Genomic DNA, 21,469 nt, shown 5'->3' with positions numbered 1-21,469 from the left:
GTTTTCAATTTCCTGTGCAATGCGGTTATGATGAAAAATCCTCGCACCTTCTATCCCATGACCACGCAAAGGCGTTCCAGATGTCACATCGTACCTTTCCTCAAACCCTACGCGAACTGGCATTGGCTTTGCTCAACGCCACATTGATGCTGGTGATCATCGTTCTGATCTGCGCCACCTTCATGCTGCGTGAATTGAATGAACTGCGTGACAGCGCAGCCCAGATTGCCCGCGAGGCCATAGCGCCGCAAACCCAAAAGCTGGACCAGCTCCGCGCCCGCGCAGACAGACTCGAAAGCCGTCTCGCCAACGCCGACAGTTTTGAATTGGTTCAGATCCGCAACGAGATCCATGCCCTGCGCGAAGCCCTGCCAGAGCTCTCAGATGTGGTTGAACTCAGCACCCGCGCCTTTGCCGATCAACTACTCAAATCATTGGCCGATCGTCTCAACAGTATTGCAGAAAACAAGCTCTAGTCTCGCGCCAGCCAGGCCCGCACCACCGCTTCGAACTCACGTGGTTTTTGCGCATGCAGCCAATGGCCCGCGCCAGGGATTTTCATGAATTTTGCCGCCGGGAATAGGGCTTTGATCTTATCGCGGTACTCGGGTTTCACGTAATCCGAATCCGCCCCAGACAAAAACAACACCCGCCCATCATAAGCCGCATCCAATTCCGGAAAACTCATAATCTCCGTCATCTCAGCCTCAAGAGTTTCCAAATTCAATGTCCACCGCTTATTCGGTGCATCCAGTGACTGTAAGAAAAACGAAATCAACTGTAGATCGTCCACATAGGGTTCCAGCAATGGAATCGCCTCTGTCTTGCGGCTCACCTGTGACAGATCAACCGCCTGCATTGCCTTCACATATTGCAACTGCGTATGGCCATAAGCCACCGGCGCGATATCTGCCACGATCAGACGGTTGATCAATTCGGGTTGTGTCAACGCCAGCGTCATTGACGCCTTGCCGCCCATCGAATGACCCAACACATCATATGGTCCACCCAAGGATTGCAAAACCTCGGCCAGATCATCGGCCATCTCGGGATAGTTATGTGTCGTGGTCCATTTGCTGGCACCGTGGTTGCGCATATCCACCGCCACAACATGCCGCTCATCCGACAGACGCTTGGCGATCACGCCCCAATTGCGACCAGAGCCGTACAGCCCATGCACAATCACAAGGCCGGGTTTGTCTGTCGGGGTGCCGTGTTCGATCATATTCAACATGTGACTTTGATAACCCCGCCTTCGACAACTCTCCAGTCCCTATTGAGACCTGCACTGAAAGTCCCTAAATTCAGCCACGGAGGATTACTCGTGGTAGAACCTGATAAAATGGATCAACGCGTCAAACGGCTGAACGACAAGCTTAAGGAAAAGCTTGGTCTTCGCGGTAAAACGCTTGAAAAGCGCCTAAAACGCGCCGGTCGCACGTTGCCAAAACACTTGCGCCGCGAAGGGGCTTTTATCGTCAAGGCACAACAACAGGCGACCAATCCCAAAATGGCGCGTTTGATCGATCAGGAAGCACTGGATCGATCCTTTGCCATGTTCCGGCACTATCTCAAAGACATCAACCCAACTGAGCGCCGCAAGGATAAGATCATAAACTTCCTTGGCCTGCTGGTCTTCAATCTGGTGGTCATTGCTGCGCTCTATCTGCTCTTCCTGCTGTGGAAAGGGTTGGTCTGACGATCCGCCCTTGCCGCTCGCACGCGTGCTATGCCACGGTGCCTGCACCCACGACCAGACAAGGGCCGCGTTCATGACAGACATCGCCGATTTGCCTTTTGCCATGTATGACGCCTTTACCGATGTGCCCTATTCCGGCAGTCAGGCCGCCATCGTATTAAATGCCGGGCAACTCAGCACAGAAAACCGTATGCGCATCGCTCGCCAGATCGGCGTCCCAGCCACATCCTTTGTGGACCGGATAGAGGGCACCACTGTATCCCTGCAATTCTTCTCCACTGTCATGGAATTGCCAATGTGCGGTCATGGCACTCTCTGCCTAATCACCCGGCTGGTCGACTTGGATCTGCTACCTTGCGACAGTGATGATTGGCACAACGCGACGCTTGATCTGCCCAAGGGCAAGGCCACGGTCAAATACCGTCGCAATACCAACGGTCGAATTGAGGTGATGTTGGATGTCGCGACAGCCACCTTCGCCCCCGCCGCGCTCGACATGGACAGATTAGCCACTTTACTGGGGATCACCCCAGACGACTATTCATCATCTCTGCCGGCCGAGGTTGCCAGCGCCGATTTCATTCACCTGTGCCTTCCGCTACGCGATCTCGACGCGATGAACCGCCTGCAGCCCGACTTCGCCGGTCTCGCGGCTTTTTGCATTGAGAACGGATTGGAAACTGTGGCCGCGTTTTCCACCGATGTGATCGCCGTCGATCGCCACCTACATGTGCGGGACTTCTGCCCCGCTGTCGGTGTTTCCGAATCTGCCGCAGCGGGCACCACCAATGCGGCATTGGCGGCTTATCTGTTTCGTAACAATCTGGTTAAGCCTGAGGGCGCAGATTTGTTTGAAATCCGCGCTGAGCAAGGTCTCAAACTGGGTCGCCCCAGCCAGATCACCAGCCGAATCATGGTTTCAGATGGTGACATCACTCGCCTTCAGGTCGGCGGCATCGCAACGCGCGTAATCGAGGGTAAACTGAGCCTCCCATCACCTGATAGTGGACCTTTATCCCAGCAATGATTTGTGTACGTTTCAGGCCCTAAAACGTACAGGCTGTACACAAACTTCCGTGCTTAAGTGATGGCTTCAAGCCGCTCTTTCGACAGATCGCCCGGCACAATTGTGATCGGAATGGGCAACGAGCCCGAGTTCTTCGACAGCTGTGTCACCAATGGTCCGGGGCCCTTTTTATCCGTGCCAGCACCCAGCACCAGAACACCGATTTCAGGATCATCGTGCACCTGCGCCATGATCTCGGTCACTGGTACACCTTCGCGAATGACCAGCTCGGGTTCAACACCCTGCTTGTCGCGCATCCACTTGGCAAACACTTCATAATGCACCTGAATCCGCTCGCGCGCCTCTTCACGCATGATGTCGCCCACACCGATCCAGTGGTTGAACTCCTCAGGGGGAATCACCGCCAAAACTTCGACACCACCACCGGTGTGTGCCGCCCGCATCGCAGCGAACCGCATGGCATTCAGACATTCCCGGCTTTCGTCCAAGACGACAAGAAACTTACGCATGATTTTCTCCCCTCAGTCCGGCATCATTGCCGAAAAGGTTTGTAGCTGCAACAGGTTATCGACTCGTTACCAATTAGTTAAACGTTCCGGCCACACGGCCCAACAACATAAAGGCGCGTGCTGTCCGTGTGTCAGCCAGTTCGGAAATCTCTGTATCTGTTGCCGTTTCCGCGAATTGGGCAAACATCGCATCAAACCGGCGCAAGAAATGATGCGCTGCGTCCCGAAAGATCCCATCATTGCGCATTCTTGCCCCTGCCAGGGCCAAAGATGAGCGGTCCCGAACCCCACCAAGTGTAGCAATTGCACGCCCTCGTTCTCCTTCGGCGAACCGGCGCCAAACCTCGGGCCGTGCCATATCCGGGCGTAGGTCATCCATATAAATGCCTTCTTGTGACAACAGCGTCAGCACGTCCTGAGACGCCTGAATCAGCTGCGAGGCCGAACGATCTTTCAGCGCCCGGCGCAAAGCCGCAAACCCTTCCTTGTCATTCACCGTCTCCGGAAAATTCAGCGCCCGGATAAAGTCTTTCCGCTCCAATGGCGGCAGAATATCTTCGGCACTTGTACCCAAAGGCAAAGCCGCCTGATCTTCTTTTCCACCGGTCGCCACCATCGTTGCACGAGGTTTAAAAACCGCCGCCGACCCGCGAGAGGTCGAAAAGGTTGCAATCGCCGTTTCTGTCTTGCGCTGCGCCGCTGCAATTTCGTCCAACTTACGCGCAACCGAGGCCTCTGAAACAGTGTTACGTGTTTGATTTTGCGTCACATATGCTTGGCGAATAGCATCAATGGCAGATTGCAGGCGCTTACTCTCTTCACGCATCACACGCGAAGATCGCGCCGCTACAGCTGCCACCCATATCATGGCTAACGGTAGAAAAATTGCCAACATCGTCATGACAAATTGCAGCAAATTACCGGACGATCCGGTTGCATCGCTTGAAGGAATCAACAGAAAGAAAAGCCCTGCAGCGCTCAGCCACAGAACAGATAACACAAGGGCGATCACCTCCACTCCGGTGATCCGAGCCTTGCTCAATTTGTCATAAATTCCCAACGACGTCGGGGAAGTCTCAGGCCGGTCCGACATGTTTTTTTGCCTAAATCAAATATAGGCAACCTTTAGCACTTCATAAGATTTTTCGCCACCCGGCGTACGCACTTCAACACTATCGCCCTCTTCTTTGCCGATCAGGGCGCGAGCAATCGGCGATTTGATGTTCAAAAGCCCATTTTCGATGCTGGCCTCATATTCACCTACGATCTGATAGGTTTTCTCTGCATCTGTGTCTTCGTCTACCAGTGTTACGGTCGCGCCAAATTTGATCGCGCCTTTCAGGCTGGCGGTATCAATCACATCTGCAAGGCTGATGACGCCCTCCAGCTCTTTGATCCGGCCTTCGATGAACGACTGTTTTTCCTTGGCCGAGTGATATTCGGCATTCTCGGACAGATCGCCGTGCTCACGCGCCTCGGCAATGGCACGAATGATCGCCGGACGTTCCTCTGATTTCAGTTTCTTCAACTCGACTTCAAGCTCAGAATAACCCTTATGGGTCATCGGAATTTTTTCCATTTTGAGCGCCCCCTTTTATGTCCTTACCGCCTGACTGCGGCACATCATTCATTCACAAATCTTCGCGCCAGATTGCCCTAAGCGAAACAGCGAATGCAATAGAGGATGGTAACGTTGCGTGCAATCTGCTTCTGATACGCGTCAAAATGCCGTTTTCTGCCGTATTTAGCCTCATCTTTCAATTGACGATATGCTTCACTGCGCGCTACCACAGCGCAACTTTATTGCCAGCCGGAATGCCGGCACGCCCTGAGAAAGGATTTGGAGTAATGTCCGAGATCGAACGCGAAGCCATGGAATACGATGTGGTCATCGTTGGTGCCGGCCCGGCGGGCCTGAGCGCAGCGATCCGCCTCAAACAGCTGAACCCCGAACGCGAAGTCGTCGTTTTGGAAAAAGGCTCTGAAGTTGGCGCGCATATTCTATCAGGTGCGGTGCTGGACCCTTGTGGTCTTGACGCTCTGATTCCCGACTGGAAGGAAAAGGGCGCACCGCTGAACACGCCTGTCAAAGTCGACAACTTCTACATGCTTGGTGAAGCGGGGCAGATCCGCATTCCGAACTTCCCCATGCCGCCGCTGATGAACAACCACGGCAACTATATCGTGTCGATGGGCAACGTCTGCCGCTGGATGGCAGAACAAGCCGAAGAGTTGGGTGTTGAAATTTTCCCCGGCATGGCCTGTTCCGAACTGATCTATGGCGAAAACGGCGAGATCAAAGGCGTCGTCGCCGGTGAGTTTGGCAAAAACGCTGACGGCACCCCAGGCCCCTCTTACGAGCCCGGCATGGAACTGCACGGGAAATACGTCTTCTTGTCGGAAGGTGTGCGTGGCAGCCTCTCGAAAGAAGTAATCGCCAAATACAACCTGTCTGACGGCAAAGAGCCGCAGAAATTCGGCATCGGCATGAAAGAGATCTGGGAGATCGACCCAGCCAAACACAAAGAAGGCACTGTGACCCACACTATGGGCTGGCCTCTTGGTTCAAACGCTGGCGGCGGTTCGTTCGTATACCATCTGGAAAACAATCAGGTCTATGTCGGCTTTGTGGTTCACCTGAACTACAAAAATCCACACCTGTTCCCTTACATGGAATTCCAGCGCTTCAAACATCACCCAATGATCGAAGAGCTGCTGAAAGGCGGCAAACGTGTGGCTTACGGCGCACGTGCAATTTCTGAGGGCGGATACCAGTCGATGCCCAAGATGGTTGCACCCGGCGTGGCCCTGCTGGGTTGTTCGGTTGGCATGGTCAACGTGCCGCGCATCAAAGGTAACCATAATGCCATGCTGTCCGGCATGGCCGCAGCTGAAGCAGCACATGCTGCAATCGAAGGTGGTCGTTCCAGTGATGAGCTGAATGAGTATGAGTCGGAGGTCCGTACCGGCGCCATCGGCAAAGACCTCAAAAAAGTGCGCAACGTCAAGCCGCTGTGGTCAAAGTACGGCCTGTTGGCGTCGTTGACCTTGGGTGCAATGGACATGTGGACCAACACGCTGGGCTTTTCCTTGCTGGGTACGGTCAAGCACGGCAAGACCGATGCCGAAGCGACCGAGGAAGCCTCAAAGCACAAGCCAATCGATTATCCAAAACCCGATGGTAAAATCAGCTTTGATCGCCTGACCAACGTCAGCTTCTCGATGACCAACCACGAAGAAAGCCAACCTGTGCATCTGCAACTGGCTGATGCCACCACGCCGATTTCGGTCAACCTGCCGAAATACGCAGAACCGGCGCAACGCTACTGCCCCGCTGGTGTGTATGAGATCGTGGAAAATGAAAATGGACCAGAGTTCGTAGTTAACTTCCAGAACTGCGTGCACTGCAAAACCTGCGACATCAAAGACCCAAGCCAGAACATCACATGGGTCACGCCGCAGGGTGGCGACGGTCCAAATTATCCCAACATGTAAAATCTTGGTGAAAATCAGCTTGCGGGGCGCTCAATTGAGCGCCCCGCATTGCTTTGGCCGGTGTCACATATTACCTTTGTTCAGAAATCATAATGAGGCCGTCCGCGTGCGCTTGAAACCTTTTCTCACCATTACCCTGATCTCTGGCCTGCAAGGCCTCGCATTCCCCGCCACTGCAGAAGATAGTGTCGGGGCATATCTGGCTGCGCAGCAAGCACGTTACAACAGCGACTATTCTGCTGAAGCGCGCTATTTTTCCGAAGTCCTCACCCGAGACCCTGCAAATCCAGCGGTTCTGGAAAGTGCGGCAGCAGCCTACCTTCGCCTAGGTCAGTTGGATAACGCCTTGCCAATGGCGCAGGCGATCGAAGCGGCGGGATTGCGAAGCCAGGTGGCCAATATTGTTCTAACTGCTGCGGATGCCCAAAGTGGTGATTATGAAGCACTGATCAAACGTGCCAATGACGAACGTGGCATTGGCGATCTGGCAGATGGTTTGATGGTGGCATGGGCGCATCTTGGCTTAGGCGACATGAGTGCGGCACAGGCCAAGTTTGATGAGGTGGCCAAACAGCGCGGCGTCAAGAACTTCGTTCTGTATCACAAAGCGCTGGCATTGGCTTCGGTAGGCGATTTCGAAAGTGCTGATCAAATTTTCTCGGGCGCTGATCTAGGTCCGGTTCAAAACACTCGTCGCGGAATGATTGCATGGTCGCAAATCCTCAGCCAGCTGGACCGCAATGAAGAGGCGATTGAAAAGCTTAATGCCGCATTTGGCAACAACCGCGACCCTGAAATCACCGCCCTACGCGCCAGCCTTGCAGAAGGTGAGAGCATCCCATTTTCCCTGATCCATAGTCCAATGGAAGGGCTCGCCGAGGTGTTCTATTCCCTCGGACAGGCCTTGGCTGTGGATTCAGGTGAAAGCTACACACTGTTTTATTCGCGCGCAGCTCAGGCACTTAAACCTGACCATATTGACGCGATCATCCTGTCTGCGGAACTGCTTGAATCTTTGCGCCAATATGATCTGGCAACCGCTGCGTATAAATCTGTTCCGCGAAATCATCCGTCGTTTTTCGTAGCCGAACTGGGCCGTGCTGATGCATTGCGCCGCTCAGAGAAACCCGATGCTGCAATCGAAGTCCTGACACAACTAAGCGAAAGCCACGCAGAGCTGCCGCTGGTACATGTTTCAACCGGCGATCTGCATCGCCAGCAAGAGCAGTTTTCAGAAGCGGCTGATGCTTATGACCAAGCCATTGAAATTTACGATGAACTCGGAACCCAACAATGGTTTGTCTACTATGTCCGGGGCATTTCCCAAGAGCGGCTAGGACATTGGGAAAAGGCCGAAGCCGATTTTCGCAAAGCACTAGAGATTAACCCAGAGCAACCTGATGTGTTAAATTATCTGGGCTACACAATGGTGGAAAAGCGCGTCAATTTTGATGAAGCCCTCGACATGATCGAACGTGCCGTCAAAGCCCGCCCTGACAGCGGCTATATCGTCGATAGCCTAGGCTGGGTACTGTACCGTCTGGGCCGCTATGAAGAGGCCATCGGCCACATGGAACGCGCCGCTGAACTCGAACCGGTCGACCCAGTCCTGAATGACCACTTGGGGGATGTTCTGTGGGCGGTTGACCGCAAGACTGAAGCCGAATTCCAATGGAGTCGCGCCCTGTCATTCTATGACGAAGATAAGCCTTCGCCTGACATTGATCCCGACCGTATCCGGCGCAAACTGGAGGTTGGCCTAGATGAAGTTCTGGCCGAAGAAGGTGCCGAACCGCTTGCCGCTGTAAATGACGCAGATTGAGGCATTTGCACCCGCCAAGATCAACCTGACCCTGCACGTCACCGACCGGCGACCGGATGGCTATCACATGCTCGATTCATTGGTTGTTTTCGCCGACATCGGTGACCGGCTGACAGTTGAGAGTGCCACTCAAGCGTCGCTGACTGTCTCCGGTCCGATGTCCGAAGGTGTCCCCACCGACGATAGAAACCTTGTGTTACGCGCGGCGGCCTTGATCGGCGTCCCGGCAAAAATCCACCTGGAGAAACGGCTGCCCCACGCCGCCGGAATCGGCGGTGGATCCAGTGACGCGGCAGCATCCCTGAAAGTTCTGGCACAGCTTGGCAACACCCCCTTGCCCAAAGACAGCGCTGTACTGGGCGCTGATGTTCCAGTCTGTCTTGTAGCAAAGGCCGCACGGATGCGTGGAATTGGCAATGTAATCAAATCCATCGCAAATTTCCCAACGTTACATGCTGTTATGATCAATCCGAACGTCGCGATCGAAACCAAGACGATCTTCCCAAAGTTGGAAAGCACTCAGAACACGGCAATGCCTTCGGTTCTGCCGGGTTTCAAAAACTCCAGCGACTGCATCACCTTTCTAAGAACCACGCGCAATGATCTGGAGGCAGCGGCCATACAGGCCCAACCTGTTATCCAGGATGTGTTGAGTGCGATCGCACAGACAGCCGGCTGTCAGATCGCCCGCATGTCCGGTTCAGGTGCCACTTGTTTTGGGCTCTACAATGATGAGGCCGCCGCACAACGTGCCGTACAAAGCTTGCAAACCGCCCATCAAAACTGGTGGATCGTTGCAACCAAGCTTAGCTAACGCGCGACACCACAAAGTCAGCCAAATCTGACAGCATATCGCGAACTGGATTCTCTGGTAGAGCCGCCATCGCAGTTTTTGCCTCCGCCGTCCAGCTCAAGGCATCTTTGCGTGTACGCTCCAACGCATCGTGTTTGCGCAGCAATACAAGCGCATGCTCCAAATCGCCATCCCGTTGGTCACCTTTTTCAATCGTGCGCTGCCAAAAGGCACGCTCTGTATCAGAGGCATCTGCCACGGCCTTGATCAATGGTAAGGTCAACTTCCGTTCCCGAAAATCGTCCCCAACATTCTTGCCCGTTTTCTGGCTTTGACCTTGATAATCCAACAGATCATCAACAATCTGAAAGGCAATACCCAAAGCATCACCATAGTCATACAGCGCCTTGATCTGGTCCTCTGGGGCCTCAGCAATTACACCGCCCACTTCAGTGGCGGCTGAAAACAACGCTGCGGTCTTGCCCCGCACAACCTGTAGGTAAATTGATTCGTCCGTGCGCAGGTCTTGCGCCGCAGTCAGCTGCAGGACTTCACCCTCGGCGATTGTGGCCGAAGCATTGGCCAAAATATCCAGAACCCGCAGTGATCCCGTTTCAACCATCAACTGGAAAGAGCGTGAAAACAAATAGTCGCCCACCAGGACGCTAGACTTGTTATCCCACAACAGATTAGCAGTCGGGCGTCCGCGACGTTTTGCGCTTTCATCGACCACATCATCATGCAGCAATGTCGCGGTGTGGATGAATTCAACCGTGGCGGCTAAATGCACATCATATTCCCCTGTGTATCCACACAGGTCGGCCGCGGCGAGTGTCATCAATGGCCGTAAACGTTTGCCACCTGCCCCAACCAGATGCGCCGTAACCTCAGGGATACGAGGGGCGTGGCGGGACGCCATACGCGTCTGGATCAGTTGGTTAACCGCATCCATCTTGCCCGACAGATGTCGCGCCAGCTCTTCATGCGGCTTCTTCGCTATGGCCTGCTCAAGTTCCATCACACACCTGTCACGCGGCTCGACATTTTTGAACCGGTGCCTTTTAGTCATCCTCATGAAACAGCTTCTGCGCACAAATGATTCTACGTCGATTGCCTTTGCCAAGGCACTGCTTCAAGGCGAGGGTATAGACTGCTTTGAAATCGACGTAAATATGAGCATCCTAGAAGGTTCAATTGGTGTCTTTCCGCGCCGGTTGATGGTTGCCCCTCGTGACTACGAGCGGGCCCTTCAGGCTATGATTGACAATGGAATTGCAACCGATGGCTGACCTCTGGTCCCAAGCTGAAATAAGTCAGAACGACTTTTTGGGCGGTCGACTTAAATTTTATCAACCCCGGCAGGGATACCGGTCTGGCATGGATGCAGTTCTTTTGGCCGCCAGCGTACCCGCGCGCGTCGGCGATAGCGTGCTGGAATTGGGCTGTGGTGCTGGCGTCGCAATCCTCTGCCTCGGGCACAGAGTGCAAGGCACAGCACTTTCTGGTCTGGAGCTACAACCCAGATATGCGGCGCTGGCACAACGCAATGCCACGGAGAACAATCTGGAACTACAGCTCGAGACTGGAGATCTGGCGCAACCGCCCAAGGGCCTCAAACAGCAGCAATTTGACCATGTGTTAGCCAATCCGCCTTATTTTCTGCGCGCAAATAGCACCAAGGCCCCTGACACCGGGCGCGAAACCGCTATGGGTGAGGATACGCCGCTGGCAACTTGGGTCGAACAGGCCGCCAAACGGACCAAGCCCAAAGGTACGGTCACCTTCATCCAACGGGCAGATCGCCTGCCCGAACTGCTGACCCAGATGGCAAAGCACCTTGGCGGGGTGACGGTATTACCGTTGATTCCCCGTCCTGGGAAACCCGCACGGCTTGTTTTAGTGCAGGGGCGCAAAGGCGGGCGCGCGGCCTTCTGCTTGCGCGATGGTTGGGTTTTACATGACGGTAGCCACCATGATGGTGACCGCGAAAACCACAGCAAAGCAACATCTTGCGTGCTGCGCGAAGGCCAACCAATGCCTTTGGGTGAAGTTAAAGTTTAAAATCCGCACAACATTTTTGCGCCGATGCTGCGCCCGCAGCGTGACAGATGGATAAATTTGTGGTGCACTTGGTTTGTTATAAAATTTTGACAGGAGATCGCTGATGAGCTTGAGTTCACATGTTCAGGAATTGAAAAAGAAACACCACGTCCTCTCAGAACAGGTTGAAGACGCGCAACGCGCCCCCGGAACAAATGATCTGGAAATTTCAGAGCTCAAGAAACAAAAGCTGCGATTGAAAGAAGAAATCGAACGACTTTCGGTCGACGCTTAATCTTCACAATAAAGAGGCCGGTCAATTGACTGGCCTCTTTATTTTCTTCTCGTACGAATTATACGAAGAATTGCGCACCGTTCGCCGAGATGGTTGAACCGTTGATAAATTGCGAATCTTCTGAAGCCAGGAAGGCAACGCAACGCGCAATCTCTTCAGGCTCGCCTAGACGGCCAGCCGGGATTTGGCTGATGATGCTGTCGCGTACTTTCTCAGGCACGGCCATAACCATTTCAGTAGCGATGTAGCCCGGGCAGATCGCGTTAGCCGTGATGCCCGCGCGCGCGCCCTCTTGTGCCAGAGATTTCACAATACCCAGATCCCCCGCTTTGGTCGCGGCATAGTTCACCTGCGCGAATTGGCCTTTTTGACCATTGATCGAGCTGATCACAATGACGCGGCCAAATTTGCGCTCGCGCATGCCGGGCCAGACAGGATGAACAGTGTTGAAAACACCTGTCAGGTTCGTATCGATGACCTGATGCCATTGCTCAGGTGTCATTTTGTGGAATGGCGCATCACGGGTGATGCCAGCGTTCGCAACGACGATATCGATAGGGCCAACTTCTGCTTCGACCTTGGCGATCCCTGCTGCGCTTTCATCATAGTCAGCTACGTTCCATTTGTAGGTGCTGATGCCGGTTTCTGCTGTGAAATTAGCAGCGGCTTCGTCATTGCCGGCATAGGTCGCGGCAACGTTATAGCCTTCGGCTTTCAGCGCTTTGGAAATTGCTGCGCCAATCCCGCGGGAACCGCCGGTAACAAGTGCTGTTCGAGCCATGAAATCCTCCAATATGGCAAAATGCGTTGGTAACTCTATTACTATTCAACAACCAAATGAGCAATAATATTACGCATGCAATTTGCCGCACCGCAGCAGATTTTCGCGAATTTTCGCTCAGTTAGTTTCCTTTACGAAAAAGGGGCGCCTATTCAGACGCCCCAATCAAGTGCGATTCGCGCGCAATAAATCAGGGGCGTTCAAGACACATCGCGACGCCCATACCGCCACCGATGCACAGAGTTGCAAGACCCTTCTTCGCGTCACGGCGCTGCATTTCGAACAACAGCGTGTTCAAGACACGACAGCCCGAGGCACCGATCGGGTGACCAATAGCAATCGCCCCGCCGTTGACGTTAACGATATCCGGGTTCCAACCCATGTCCTTGTTCACGGCGCAGGCTTGTGCAGCAAAGGCTTCGTTCGCTTCAACCAGATCCAGATCGTCTACCGACCAACCTGCTTTTTCCAGTGCTTTGCGACTCGCGTGAATAGGGCCAACACCCATGATCGATGGGTCAAGACCCGCTGTCGCATAAGAGGCAATACGCGCCAATGGCTTGATGCCACGTTGCGCGGCATTATCAGCCGACATCAGCAACACAGCCGCCGCACCATCATTGAGACCCGACGCGTTCGCAGCCGTCACAGAGCCTTCTTTGGCAAAGGCAGGGCGCATCTTTTGCATAGCTTCCAGATTTGCACCGTGGCGGATGTATTCATCCTGATCGACAATGATATCACCTTTACGCGTTTTCACAGTAAACGGTGTGATTTCGTCGGCAAATTTCCCTGCCTTTTGAGCAGCTTCCGCTTTATTTTGGCTCGCAACCGCAAATGCATCCTGCATATCACGAGTGATCTGCCACTGGTCGGCAACGTTTTCTGCAGTTTGGCCCATGTGGTACCCGTTGAAGGCATCCCACAGCCCATCGCGGATCATCGAATCGATGTATTTCATGTCGCCCATTTTGTGCCCGGCACGCAGATGCGCAACATGGGGGGACAGGGTCATGTTTTCCTGACCACCGGCGGCGACAACGCTCGCATCACCCAATTGGATGTGCTGCGCACCCAGCGCGACAGCGCGCAGGCCAGAACCACACACTTGGTTGAGCCCCCAAGCCGAACTTTCGACAGGCAAGCCCGCATTGATATGCGCCTGACGGGCCGGGTTTTGCCCCTGACCGGCGGTCAATACCTGACCCAAAATCGTTTCTGAAACTTCGCCTTTTTCGACACCAGCGCGTTCAACGATCGCTTCCAATACCGTCGCGCCCAAATCATGCGCGGCCGTATTGGCAAAAGAGCCACCGAATGAACCAACAGCCGTCCGGGCTGCCGATGCAATAACAACGTTTGTCATAGAGTCCTCCACCAAGGTTTATTCCTCAGAATCCCCTGGATTTGCGACACCCGCACGGCCAAAAGACTCTGCCATCACCGAAGGCATAGCCTAGTTGCCGCAATGCGGCAACTGGTCCGATGTCGCACGTCAGCCTTTCGCTTTCTTCTCTGTCGACTGTACCCATGGTGGCTGGATGGTTGGGGCGCCAAAGTAATATCCTTGCAAACAATCCACACCAATCGTCTCCAGATACGCAACATCGGCCGCCGTTTCGACATTTTCGGCAACCGTGACCATATCAAACTGCCGCCCGATAGCGATCAATGCTGCGGCCAGCACTTGATTATCGGGGTCTTCAGCGATCCCCCGAATGAACTGCCCCTCAATCTTCAACACATCAAAATAGAAGTTCTTGAGATAACGAAATGACGTAAAACCGGCCCCGAAATCATCCAGTGCAAAGCTGACCCCCTGTTGTTGCAAATCCTGCATAAAATTGATGACCAGTTCCGGCACCAACATCGCGGAACGCTCTGTGATCTCTAAAATCAATCGTTCTGCCAAAGATGGGTCCTTTTTCAGACCCTGCCTCAGGACCTTCATCCAGCGTGGATAGCCAATTGAGCGTGCCGACATATTCACCGACAATCGCAAGCCCGGATATTGTGTCAGTGTCTGAATGCCTTTTTCCAACGCCAGGCAATCGATCATACGACCGGTTTCGGTGGTTTCGATCTCGTTGATAAATTCGGCCGCGGGAATGACCCGCCCGGTTGCGTCCAGAACTCTGATCAACCCCTCATAAAACGCAGGTCGATCATGCCGACCAACCGGAACGATCGACTGATAGGCCAGCCGCACTTGTTTGTGACGAACCGCCTGATCAACCATATCGATCACATCTTTATCCCGTTTCGATACCGCATAATCCAACGGCGTCTCATGCCCTGCAGATATGCCAGTCCATTTCGCTTTGTCTCGCCCCATCTGATTCTCCATCTGTGGACAAGAACAGCTTTGCCGATTGAGGCTAAAGAACCCTTAATTCCAGCCAGAGCTTTGAATCCAATCCTCAAATCGATTTTTCACAGAATTCTTTGGATTCAGCGAAAGAATACTATATGGAGGCACATCTGACTAAAAAGACGTGCAAAATGACCAACACAGCTCCGATCACTCAGGATGTTCTGACCATCCCCCGCAAACTGCCTGATGGGCCGATGAACCTTGTTGGTTTGACGCGCGCGCGCCTGCGCGAGGTGTTGATCGAAAATGGCACCCCTGAAAAACAAGCCAAGATGCGGGTCAACCAGATCTGGCAGTGGATTTATCAGTGGGGCGTACGTGATTTTGCCGAGATGACAAACCTCAGCAAAGCCTACCGCGCAGAGCTGGCTGAGAAATTTGTCGTCGAAATCCCCGAAGTGGTCAGCCGTCAGATCAGCACGGATGGCACGCGCAAATATCTGGTGCGCATCGCTGGCGGTCATGAGGTCGAGGTGGTCTATATCCCTGAAACAGATCGCGGCACGCTGTGCATCAGCTCGCAAGTGGGCTGCACCCTGACATGTTCTTTCTGCCACACAGGCACGCAAAAACTGGTCCGCAACCTGACAGCCGGTGAAATCATCGGTCAGGTGATGATGGCCCGCGATGATCTGGATGAATGGCCAGAGCCGGGTCAGTCAACCGCAGATAACGGGCCACGCCGCCTGTCCAACATTGTCCTTATGGGCATGGGCGAGCCGCTTTATAATTTCGACAACGTCCGCGACGCGATGAACATCGCGATGGACGGCGAAGGCATCAGCCTGTCACGCCGCCGCATCACCTTGTCGACCAGCGGCGTTGTGCCAGAGATCGCCAAAACCGCCGATGAAATTGGCTGTATGCTGGCGGTCAGCTTTCATGCCACCACGGACGAGGTGCGCGACAAGCTGGTTCCAATCAACAAGCGCTGGAACATCGCCGCCCTGCTAGACGCCCTGCGCGCCTACCCAAAGCTGTCGAACTCAGAGCGTATTACCTTTGAATATGTCATGCTCAAGGACGTGAATGACAGTGATGAGGATGCCCGCCAACTGGTGCAACTGATCAAAGGCATCCCCGCCAAGATCAACCTGATCCCGTTCAACGAATGGCCCGGCTCCCCGTATGAACGCAGCACCAAGGACCGGATCAAGAAGTTCTCGGATATCGTCTACAACGCCGGCTACGCCAGCCCCGTCCGCACCCCACGAGGGGAAGACATCATGGCCGCCTGCGGACAGCTGAAATCAGCGACTGAGCGGGCTCGTAAATCCCGCAAAGCCATCGAGGCCGAAGCCGGGCTTTAAGCCCGAACCGCTTGGCCTGACCGTACACCAAACTTAGACTAACAGCCCTGCATCACACCCGCGCGGAATCAAGGCCATCAGGCCGCCGCGCATCGCCGGGCCGCCCCCGGGCACGGCGATTTGGCCCCCCCAAGCGCAAGTCCGAGAGGCCCCGCGGACTTGGCCACCATAAACCACAAGATTGCCCCCTCACCTCGCCGCACCCCGGCCCGACGCTGTGCGGCTCGACAACGTAAACTTTAGCTGAGGTTGCGAAGGTGTGACTTATAGATACGATCAGGAAAAGCTGTAGCGTCAGTTTACCATTCTTGCCAGTTTTACCATCCAACCTTCGACTTCGCCGACTGCTCCTCGTTCCTCCAAACGCTCATAAGTCCTATAGTCAAACGCCTGCATGAGCTTCTCTTTAGCCTTCGAATCTTTGGGCACTCCATCAAATCCCGCCATCTCATGCCAACGCAATGCAAACGATCTCGGAACACTTGGCGCATTTTCTCCCGGCATGTCCACGACATCGCAAGTGAAACCAAAAGCATCTTGAATAGCACCTGGATGTAGATAGCATTCAATTTCATGCTTCTCTGTCAAGGCAGCCCAAGAACCATCGCCGCGGGCATTCACAGCGTCAACTGAAGTTTGATATGCTGGCACATCGGCATCGTAAACATGTGCCTCAGGCAGATTCAATGGTCTTAAGTAGTTGTTATTTACCCAGTGCTTGAGGCTACTGCCGCCAAGTACGATAAAAGCGAACCTTGGGTCATTTTGGAGATCAGGAAACGCATTACTCTTCTCATGCATAATGCCGCTAAGTTTCTTAAATACTGCAACGTCCGTGTATCCCTCAACGCAAACCAACGCTTTGACTCTGTTGTCTGGAACTAGACCCAATACTGAAGCTACTTCTTCAAACACATCTACTCCTTTGCTGATCGTAGGCGTATCATCCTGCGTATTTGAAGAAATGAATCGAATGCTATCGGCTGGTAAGTCAGCAGCCAGTCCCGGGCTATGTGTCGTGAGTAACACTTGGCAACCAGGCAGTGCCGACAAATCGAGAAAAGCATTCAACAATACCCGCTGATTGTCTGGGTGCTGTGATGTTTCGGGCTCTTCAATTGCGTAAATGATGTTGGACTTGTCAGAATTGTTCAGCCGCCTCTCAGCTTCCGCCTTGAAGAAACTTACCAAGATCATTCGGCGCACGCCGCTTCCTCGCTTGTTAAGAGCAATGCCGTTGTTCGTTTCCATCCCAATTGAAAAAAGTCCGGCCCACTTAGAACTCAGTGGTGGTTTGTAGATAGGACTTAGAGACCCAGCTAATTTGGGGTCGATTTCCATAAGCGCTGCGTGAATTAGCCTTGCAATCTCTTCGGATTTTTCTTTGACTAACGCCTCAATTTGTCGAATTTGAATGGCGGCTTCGGCAATTGCTGCTTTGATTGCTCCTTTTAACGGGTTTTGCACTTCGTCATCGCTGTCTTTACTGGCTCGGTCACTTTGAAATAACGCGAAGATAGGCAGATAGCTTTCTAGTTTATCCCAAACCCTCTTTCCATCTTCCTTACCTTTTCCAAGCTCCAATCGCCGGGTTGTACACTCCAAGTCCGCAACATTTTCCCAGATTGCCCGACGCATTCCGGGGTTTCCTTCAATGGCACATCAAGTTTCATCTCCTTTACCTTTGCCTGCAGATCCTTTTCCTTTAGATCAAGCAGGTCGGAGAAGCCTTTAGCTGTGGGATGTTCGCAGACAACATAGACTCTTTCAGCTGGCTTCGTTTTGGAGCAATCAAATACCTTTTCTATCTTTAGCGTGCCGACCGTAGTTAAAAGGTACTCGTCTGCAAGGGAGGTCGACGCCCCTGCGTCAAGGTCAATCGCCTCGGGGAAATCTGAAAACTCGCAAGAGATGGTGACAGTATTGCTTTTGGATCTGACACATGCATCGGAGTTATCAATTTTAACAATTTCATTATTGAAAAAAACTTCCAGTGCTTCGATGATAGTAGACTTACCAATATCATTTTTTCCGATGAGCGTTGTAAGATCTGAGAACTCAACTCGAGTCCTATCTTGATATGCTCGGTAATTTTCTAGTTCGAGTGCTATTAGCTTCATTTACAACCTAAACTTATGTGGAATCGCTTCAATAATTGTCGGTTCACAAATGTTCACTCACTTATCATAAATTGTAAATGTACATGCACTAACCACCACAAGGCGTTTATCGGAATTTCCTACTGAACGTCAAACTAGAATTATTTGCGTTCCTCTATGATCGCCACATTCCCTCCATCCCAACTGTCCCCAGATCATAAACAAGCCCAGATTTGACCACAGACTGTCTCTAATATCGCCACAAGGTCGGTTCAGCTTGGCAGGATGAAGAAGACCATCCTTTAGGGACCAAGAACATGCAAACGACCGATTATATGGACAAAGACGTTTTTGAACTGGTACAGCGCGAGCGCGAGCTGGCGGTGTCAGACCGCGAGTGGAAGCACCGCCTGCGTGGTTATGGTTATGCCATCCGCGATTACCGCGAGGGCACTTTTGTGACACCGCTTTTCGGCCTCAAACGCCTTGTCCGTCTGAATTAAGCACGACCAAAGGCAATCCCATCAGATTGCCATTTCCAATTCTGCAGCCGCCGCGTAGACATGATACAGGCGTCAAGGCAGAGGAAATAAACACATGGGTAATACAGTTATCGGGGTCATCGGTGGTTCTGGCGTTTATGACATCGACGGGTTGCAAAATCCGGAATGGGTCACGGTAGACACCCCATGGGGCGCCCCCTCTGATCAGCTTTTGACCGGCACGCTGGACGGCGTAAAAATGGTCTTCCTGCCCCGCCACGGGCGCGGGCATATCCACAGCCCCACTTCTGTTCCTTACCGCGCCAATATCGACGCCTTAAAGCGCCTTGGTGTCACCGACGTGATCAGCGTCAGCGCCTGCGGATCCTTCCGCGAAGAAATGGCCCCCGGCGATTTTGTCATCGTCGATCAGTTCATCGACCGCACTTTTGCCCGCGAAAAATCCTTCTTTGGCCCCGGCTGCGTCGCCCATGTCAGCGTCGCCCATCCGACATGCCCCCGGCTGAGTGATGCCTGTGAAGTTGCCGCCAAAGCCGCAGGCATCACCGTGCATCATGGCGGCACCTATCTGGCCATGGAAGGCCCGCAGTTTTCCACCCTTGCTGAATCCAAGATGTACCGCGAAAGCTGGGGCTGTGATGTCATCGGCATGACCAACATGCCCGAGGCCAAACTCGCCCGCGAGGCCGAGCTATGCTATGCCAGCGTGGCCATGGTCACCGACTACGACAGCTGGCACCCCGACCATGGCGAGGTGGATGTCGCCCAGATCATCGCTACGCTGACCGGCAACGCCGACAAAGCCCGTTCCATGATCAGCCGTCTGCCTGCGCTGCTAGGCACCGAGCGCGCGCCCTGCCCCCACGGCTGCGACCGCGCGCTGGAGTTTGCGATACTAACGGCCCCCGACAAACGCGACCCAGATGTTTTGACTAAACTGGATGCCGTTGCCGGAAGGGTTATATAAACACTGTCCAGTATTCACCAAATCTATGGTGCAGCTTACGTGCACAGGTATTTGATCTCATTGGATACGAACTAAATCCCATTTTGCCTTCTGACGGGTAATCCATCCGACATCCAATAATTTATTCAATTCAACTGAATTACTACAGGCTAGTCCGCAATCGGCAGGTACAATATTTGACTTAGAGAGTTGCACCATTTTCACGTCTTCTGGATTTTCGTTGTGATAATATACGGTATCGACAATAAGCACGGATTGATCTGAACTCCGCATCAGCTCAAGCACCTTGCCAACACACTCAGGATTGAATTTTGCCCCATCGCTGCTTGTTCTAAACTGCTTAGTGAAAGCCCATTCATTCACGGCACCATTAACCTGCATGCCAGCCAAGATCTTCTCACCTACAAGCTGCCCAACTTGAGACATGGCGCCATTAACCCCTCGCCCCCAATCATTTATTCCCTTGAAGGATACAGTAGCGATTGGATTTTCTGTATCACTCACTTCAAATTTGCAAAGCTTACGCGGTAAAATCCGTGCTTCGTTGTGATCATAAATGTACGCGTCACCTGGTGTAGGCAAGTTTACACGGTTTCCAACGATACTTTGCCGATCATATCGCAAGTCAGCCTCGTCTGCATCAAGTAGCACAGGAGTGATTAAGGCGACTAAAGCCACGGCCGAGCCTAAATAAATCAGGTAATGTGAGCGCGACCGAGCTGCATTCCAAAGATCAACGACATTCATAGCTGCACCGGTTTTGGACAACATAGCCCAAATCCACAATTCTCATAATCATCAGGGCAAGATTGCGCATGTGTTAGTGACGCAAAGCTCAAAAATATAGCCAATAAGCCAGCAAAAAAGGGTCTCATAAAAATTCTCCTAAAATGGTTTCTGAATAAAATAATAAGAGATAAAAATAACATAAAACCGCAAAAAAGGCGAATCTCTCGGGAGATTTCACACTAATCTCCTCAACCCAAAGGAATATTGAGCTCTGCTGCATTCCAAATTTCAGCACCTGATTAGGGCTTTAACCTAGGTAGGTTTTGTGATTCCTTTTTCGCAATTCTCAATGTGAAGGATTCGGCCATGCCCCTTGAACTCTGGCTCGCCTTTGTTGCCGCCTCAACTGCACTTCTTTTGATCCCCGGTCCAACGGTTTTGCTTGTACTCAGCTACGCGCTCAGCAAGGGGCGGACGGTCGCAGTGGCCAGCGCAACAGGTGTGGCCTTTGGGGATCTGGTGGCTATGGCAGCCTCCTTGATGGGGCTCGGTGCGCTGGTGCTCGCTTCAGCCACATTGTTCACCGCGCTCAAATGGGCCGGCGCGATCTATCTGGTCTACCTCGGCATCAAACTATTGCGCAGCGCCCCAAGCAAGGGATTGGAGGCCAACGTGTCCGATCGCGAAATCACCGGTCGCAGCGTGTTCTGGCACACCGCTGCCGTGACCGCACTGAACCCTAAATCCATCGCATTTTTTATCGCTTTCGTACCGCAGTTCATAACGGTGAATTCGCCCCTGCTGCCACAGTTTGCCATCTTGATTGCGACCTTCGTCACATTAGCTGCTATTAACACGCTGTCGTATGCCCTACTGGCCGACAAACTGCGCCAAACCATCCGTCGTCCTTCGGTACTAACATGGCTCACCCGCAGCGGCGGCGTGGCCTTGATAGCCATGGGTCTGATGACGGCAACCCTGCGGCGGACAAGTTAATTTCCTTGAAAACAACCTCGTTTTCCGCCA

General features: G+C 53.1%; 24 protein-coding genes. 13 read left to right on the top strand and 11 right to left on the bottom strand.

The features are described 5' to 3' along the window. The first annotated feature begins 80 nt into the window (after positions 1-80). Positions 81-476 (top strand): hypothetical protein, encoded by a 396-nt coding sequence (locus D9A02_RS03435; RefSeq protein WP_162932949.1) that lies wholly within the window; start codon positions 81-83, stop codon positions 474-476. Here the strand turns inward: D9A02_RS03435 and D9A02_RS03430 are convergent. Next, entirely contained in the window at positions 473-1,234 is a 762-nt protein-coding gene (locus D9A02_RS03430; RefSeq protein WP_120499568.1) for an alpha/beta fold hydrolase, read from the bottom strand. The two genes, D9A02_RS03435 and D9A02_RS03430, sit on opposite strands and share 4 nt — an antisense overlap. 90 nt (positions 1,235-1,324) lie before the next feature. On the opposite strand from D9A02_RS03430, the gene D9A02_RS03425 reads away from it, so the two are divergent. After that, a complete protein-coding gene (locus tag D9A02_RS03425; protein ID WP_162932948.1) occupies positions 1,325-1,699 on the top strand; it encodes a hypothetical protein in 375 nt (124 codons plus the stop codon). A 73-nt stretch (positions 1,700-1,772) separates the two neighbouring features. Then, positions 1,773-2,726, top strand: coding sequence for a PhzF family phenazine biosynthesis protein (locus D9A02_RS03420; RefSeq protein WP_120499566.1), 954 nt, complete (start codon positions 1,773-1,775; stop codon positions 2,724-2,726). A gap of 53 nt (positions 2,727-2,779) precedes the next feature. Here D9A02_RS03420 and D9A02_RS03415 read toward each other — a convergent pair whose 3' ends face one another. The 3 genes from D9A02_RS03415 to greA all read right to left on the bottom strand — a co-directional run bounded on the left by D9A02_RS03415 (position 2,780) and on the right by greA (position 4,814). Beyond that, positions 2,780-3,235, bottom strand: coding sequence for a universal stress protein (locus D9A02_RS03415; protein ID WP_120499565.1), 456 nt, complete (start codon positions 3,233-3,235; stop codon positions 2,780-2,782). A 73-nt stretch (positions 3,236-3,308) separates the two neighbouring features. Further along, positions 3,309-4,328 carry a hypothetical protein gene (locus tag D9A02_RS03410; protein ID WP_120499564.1) on the bottom strand — a complete coding sequence of 340 codons (1,020 nt, stop codon included), beginning with the start codon at positions 4,326-4,328 and terminating at the stop codon, positions 3,309-3,311. Positions 4,329-4,343: 15 nt separating this feature from the next. Beyond that, positions 4,344-4,814, bottom strand: a complete 471-nt coding sequence (gene greA / locus D9A02_RS03405; RefSeq protein ID WP_120499563.1) for a transcription elongation factor GreA — start codon at positions 4,812-4,814, stop codon at positions 4,344-4,346. Positions 4,815-5,083: 269 nt separating this feature from the next. Between greA and D9A02_RS03400 the strand changes: the two genes are divergently transcribed. The 3 genes from D9A02_RS03400 (at position 5,084) to D9A02_RS03390 (ending at position 9,366) form a co-directional block, all read left to right on the top strand. Then, positions 5,084-6,730 carry an electron transfer flavoprotein-ubiquinone oxidoreductase gene (locus tag D9A02_RS03400; protein ID WP_120499887.1) on the top strand — a complete coding sequence of 549 codons (1,647 nt, stop codon included), beginning with the start codon at positions 5,084-5,086 and terminating at the stop codon, positions 6,728-6,730. Between the two features lie 106 nt (positions 6,731-6,836). Beyond that, entirely contained in the window at positions 6,837-8,552 is a 1,716-nt protein-coding gene (locus D9A02_RS03395) for a tetratricopeptide repeat protein (protein ID WP_254054532.1), read from the top strand. Continuing rightward, a complete protein-coding gene (locus D9A02_RS03390) occupies positions 8,539-9,366 on the top strand; it encodes a 4-(cytidine 5'-diphospho)-2-C-methyl-D-erythritol kinase (protein WP_120499562.1) in 828 nt (275 codons plus the stop codon). Before D9A02_RS03395 ends, D9A02_RS03390 begins: the two co-directional genes overlap by 14 nt. On the opposite strand, the gene D9A02_RS03385 is transcribed toward D9A02_RS03390, so the two are convergent. Then, complete coding sequence (locus D9A02_RS03385; protein WP_120499561.1) at positions 9,359-10,363, bottom strand: polyprenyl synthetase family protein; 1,005 nt, start codon at positions 10,361-10,363, stop codon at positions 9,359-9,361. The two genes, D9A02_RS03390 and D9A02_RS03385, sit on opposite strands and share 8 nt — an antisense overlap. A 55-nt stretch (positions 10,364-10,418) precedes the next feature. On the opposite strand from D9A02_RS03385, the gene D9A02_RS03380 reads away from it, so the two are divergent. The 3 genes from D9A02_RS03380 (at position 10,419) to D9A02_RS03370 (ending at position 11,680) form a co-directional block, all read left to right on the top strand. Beyond that, on the top strand, positions 10,419-10,634 hold the full coding sequence (locus D9A02_RS03380) for a DUF2007 domain-containing protein (RefSeq protein ID WP_120499560.1): 216 nt from the start codon (positions 10,419-10,421) through the stop codon (positions 10,632-10,634). Next, positions 10,627-11,406, top strand: coding sequence for a tRNA1(Val) (adenine(37)-N6)-methyltransferase (locus D9A02_RS03375; protein WP_120499559.1), 780 nt, complete (start codon positions 10,627-10,629; stop codon positions 11,404-11,406). Before D9A02_RS03380 ends, D9A02_RS03375 begins: the two co-directional genes overlap by 8 nt. 103 nt (positions 11,407-11,509) lie before the next feature. Beyond that, the gene (locus D9A02_RS03370; RefSeq protein WP_120499558.1) at positions 11,510-11,680 is read left to right on the top strand and encodes a YdcH family protein; all 171 of its coding nucleotides are present in this window, start codon (positions 11,510-11,512) and stop codon (positions 11,678-11,680) included. A 58-nt stretch (positions 11,681-11,738) separates the two neighbouring features. Here D9A02_RS03370 and phbB read toward each other — a convergent pair whose 3' ends face one another. The 3 genes from phbB to D9A02_RS03355 all read right to left on the bottom strand — a co-directional run bounded on the left by phbB (position 11,739) and on the right by D9A02_RS03355 (position 14,796). Next, complete coding sequence (gene phbB / locus D9A02_RS03365) at positions 11,739-12,461, bottom strand: acetoacetyl-CoA reductase (RefSeq protein ID WP_120499557.1); 723 nt, start codon at positions 12,459-12,461, stop codon at positions 11,739-11,741. A gap of 190 nt (positions 12,462-12,651) precedes the next feature. Beyond that, on the bottom strand, positions 12,652-13,827 hold the full coding sequence (locus tag D9A02_RS03360) for an acetyl-CoA C-acetyltransferase (RefSeq protein WP_120499556.1): 1,176 nt from the start codon (positions 13,825-13,827) through the stop codon (positions 12,652-12,654). 129 nt (positions 13,828-13,956) lie between these two features. Beyond that, positions 13,957-14,796, bottom strand: coding sequence for an EAL domain-containing protein (locus tag D9A02_RS03355; RefSeq protein ID WP_120499555.1), 840 nt, complete (start codon positions 14,794-14,796; stop codon positions 13,957-13,959). A gap of 167 nt (positions 14,797-14,963) precedes the next feature. Between D9A02_RS03355 and rlmN the strand changes: the two genes are divergently transcribed. Continuing rightward, positions 14,964-16,145, top strand: a complete 1,182-nt coding sequence (gene rlmN / locus D9A02_RS03350; RefSeq protein ID WP_120499554.1) for a 23S rRNA (adenine(2503)-C(2))-methyltransferase RlmN — start codon at positions 14,964-14,966, stop codon at positions 16,143-16,145. A 294-nt stretch (positions 16,146-16,439) separates the two neighbouring features. On the opposite strand, the gene D9A02_RS03345 is transcribed toward rlmN, so the two are convergent. Both D9A02_RS03345 and D9A02_RS19320 read right to left on the bottom strand, forming a co-directional pair. Next, positions 16,440-17,783, bottom strand: coding sequence for an ATP-binding protein (locus tag D9A02_RS03345; RefSeq protein WP_216824941.1), 1,344 nt, complete (start codon positions 17,781-17,783; stop codon positions 16,440-16,442). After that, complete coding sequence (locus D9A02_RS19320; RefSeq protein WP_216824940.1) at positions 17,678-18,265, bottom strand: AAA family ATPase; 588 nt, start codon at positions 18,263-18,265, stop codon at positions 17,678-17,680. The genes D9A02_RS03345 and D9A02_RS19320 overlap by 106 nt, the downstream gene beginning before the upstream one ends. A 296-nt stretch (positions 18,266-18,561) precedes the next feature. On the opposite strand from D9A02_RS19320, the gene D9A02_RS03340 reads away from it, so the two are divergent. Together D9A02_RS03340 and D9A02_RS03335 are read left to right on the top strand one after the other, a co-directional pair. Next, a complete protein-coding gene (locus D9A02_RS03340) occupies positions 18,562-18,747 on the top strand; it encodes a hypothetical protein (RefSeq protein ID WP_120499553.1) in 186 nt (61 codons plus the stop codon). Positions 18,748-18,841: 94 nt separating this feature from the next. Next, positions 18,842-19,714, top strand: coding sequence for an S-methyl-5'-thioadenosine phosphorylase (locus tag D9A02_RS03335; RefSeq protein WP_120499552.1), 873 nt, complete (start codon positions 18,842-18,844; stop codon positions 19,712-19,714). A gap of 57 nt (positions 19,715-19,771) precedes the next feature. Here D9A02_RS03335 and D9A02_RS03330 read toward each other — a convergent pair whose 3' ends face one another. After that, positions 19,772-20,485 (bottom strand): hypothetical protein, encoded by a 714-nt coding sequence (locus tag D9A02_RS03330; RefSeq protein ID WP_120499551.1) that lies wholly within the window; start codon positions 20,483-20,485, stop codon positions 19,772-19,774. Between the two features lie 324 nt (positions 20,486-20,809). Here D9A02_RS03330 and D9A02_RS03325 point away from each other — a divergent pair, with 324 nt between their 5' ends. Continuing rightward, a complete protein-coding gene (locus D9A02_RS03325; RefSeq protein WP_120499550.1) occupies positions 20,810-21,439 on the top strand; it encodes a LysE family translocator in 630 nt (209 codons plus the stop codon). Positions 21,440-21,469: the final 30 nt, after the last annotated feature.

It is taken from the genome of Roseovarius sp. EL26, from assembly GCF_900327775.1.
GTDB lineage: Bacteria > Pseudomonadota > Alphaproteobacteria > Rhodobacterales > Rhodobacteraceae > Roseovarius.
Note: the sequence above shows the minus strand (reverse complement) of the source record. Positions and strands in the feature narration are given on the sequence as shown.

Coding starts and splice junctions, on each gene's coding strand:
- D9A02_RS03415 (WP_120499565.1), bottom strand. CDS start 3,235: ATGCGTAAGTTTCTTGTCGTCTTGGACGAAAGCCGGGAATGTCTGAAT.
- D9A02_RS03370 (WP_120499558.1), top strand. CDS start 11,510: ATGAGCTTGAGTTCACATGTTCAGGAATTGAAAAAGAAACACCACGTC.
- D9A02_RS03420 (WP_120499566.1), top strand. CDS start 1,773: ATGACAGACATCGCCGATTTGCCTTTTGCCATGTATGACGCCTTTACC.
- D9A02_RS03430 (WP_120499568.1), bottom strand. CDS start 1,234: ATGTTGAATATGATCGAACACGGCACCCCGACAGACAAACCCGGCCTT.
- D9A02_RS03390 (WP_120499562.1), top strand. CDS start 8,539: ATGACGCAGATTGAGGCATTTGCACCCGCCAAGATCAACCTGACCCTG.
- rlmN (WP_120499554.1), top strand. CDS start 14,964: ATGACCAACACAGCTCCGATCACTCAGGATGTTCTGACCATCCCCCGC.
- phbB (WP_120499557.1), bottom strand. CDS start 12,461: ATGGCTCGAACAGCACTTGTTACCGGCGGTTCCCGCGGGATTGGCGCA.
- D9A02_RS03380 (WP_120499560.1), top strand. CDS start 10,419: ATGAAACAGCTTCTGCGCACAAATGATTCTACGTCGATTGCCTTTGCC.
- D9A02_RS19320 (WP_216824940.1), bottom strand. CDS start 18,265: ATGAAGCTAATAGCACTCGAACTAGAAAATTACCGAGCATATCAAGAT.
- D9A02_RS03360 (WP_120499556.1), bottom strand. CDS start 13,827: ATGACAAACGTTGTTATTGCATCGGCAGCCCGGACGGCTGTTGGTTCA.
- D9A02_RS03325 (WP_120499550.1), top strand. CDS start 20,810: ATGCCCCTTGAACTCTGGCTCGCCTTTGTTGCCGCCTCAACTGCACTT.
- greA (WP_120499563.1), bottom strand. CDS start 4,814: ATGGAAAAAATTCCGATGACCCATAAGGGTTATTCTGAGCTTGAAGTC.
- D9A02_RS03435 (WP_162932949.1), top strand. CDS start 81: ATGTCACATCGTACCTTTCCTCAAACCCTACGCGAACTGGCATTGGCT.
- D9A02_RS03335 (WP_120499552.1), top strand. CDS start 18,842: ATGGGTAATACAGTTATCGGGGTCATCGGTGGTTCTGGCGTTTATGAC.
- D9A02_RS03355 (WP_120499555.1), bottom strand. CDS start 14,796: ATGGGGCGAGACAAAGCGAAATGGACTGGCATATCTGCAGGGCATGAG.
- D9A02_RS03345 (WP_216824941.1), bottom strand. CDS start 17,783: ATGCGTCGGGCAATCTGGGAAAATGTTGCGGACTTGGAGTGTACAACC.
- D9A02_RS03385 (WP_120499561.1), bottom strand. CDS start 10,363: ATGGAACTTGAGCAGGCCATAGCGAAGAAGCCGCATGAAGAGCTGGCG.
- D9A02_RS03340 (WP_120499553.1), top strand. CDS start 18,562: ATGCAAACGACCGATTATATGGACAAAGACGTTTTTGAACTGGTACAG.
- D9A02_RS03375 (WP_120499559.1), top strand. CDS start 10,627: ATGGCTGACCTCTGGTCCCAAGCTGAAATAAGTCAGAACGACTTTTTG.
- D9A02_RS03330 (WP_120499551.1), bottom strand. CDS start 20,485: ATGTTGTCCAAAACCGGTGCAGCTATGAATGTCGTTGATCTTTGGAAT.
- D9A02_RS03400 (WP_120499887.1), top strand. CDS start 5,084: ATGTCCGAGATCGAACGCGAAGCCATGGAATACGATGTGGTCATCGTT.
- D9A02_RS03410 (WP_120499564.1), bottom strand. CDS start 4,328: ATGTCGGACCGGCCTGAGACTTCCCCGACGTCGTTGGGAATTTATGAC.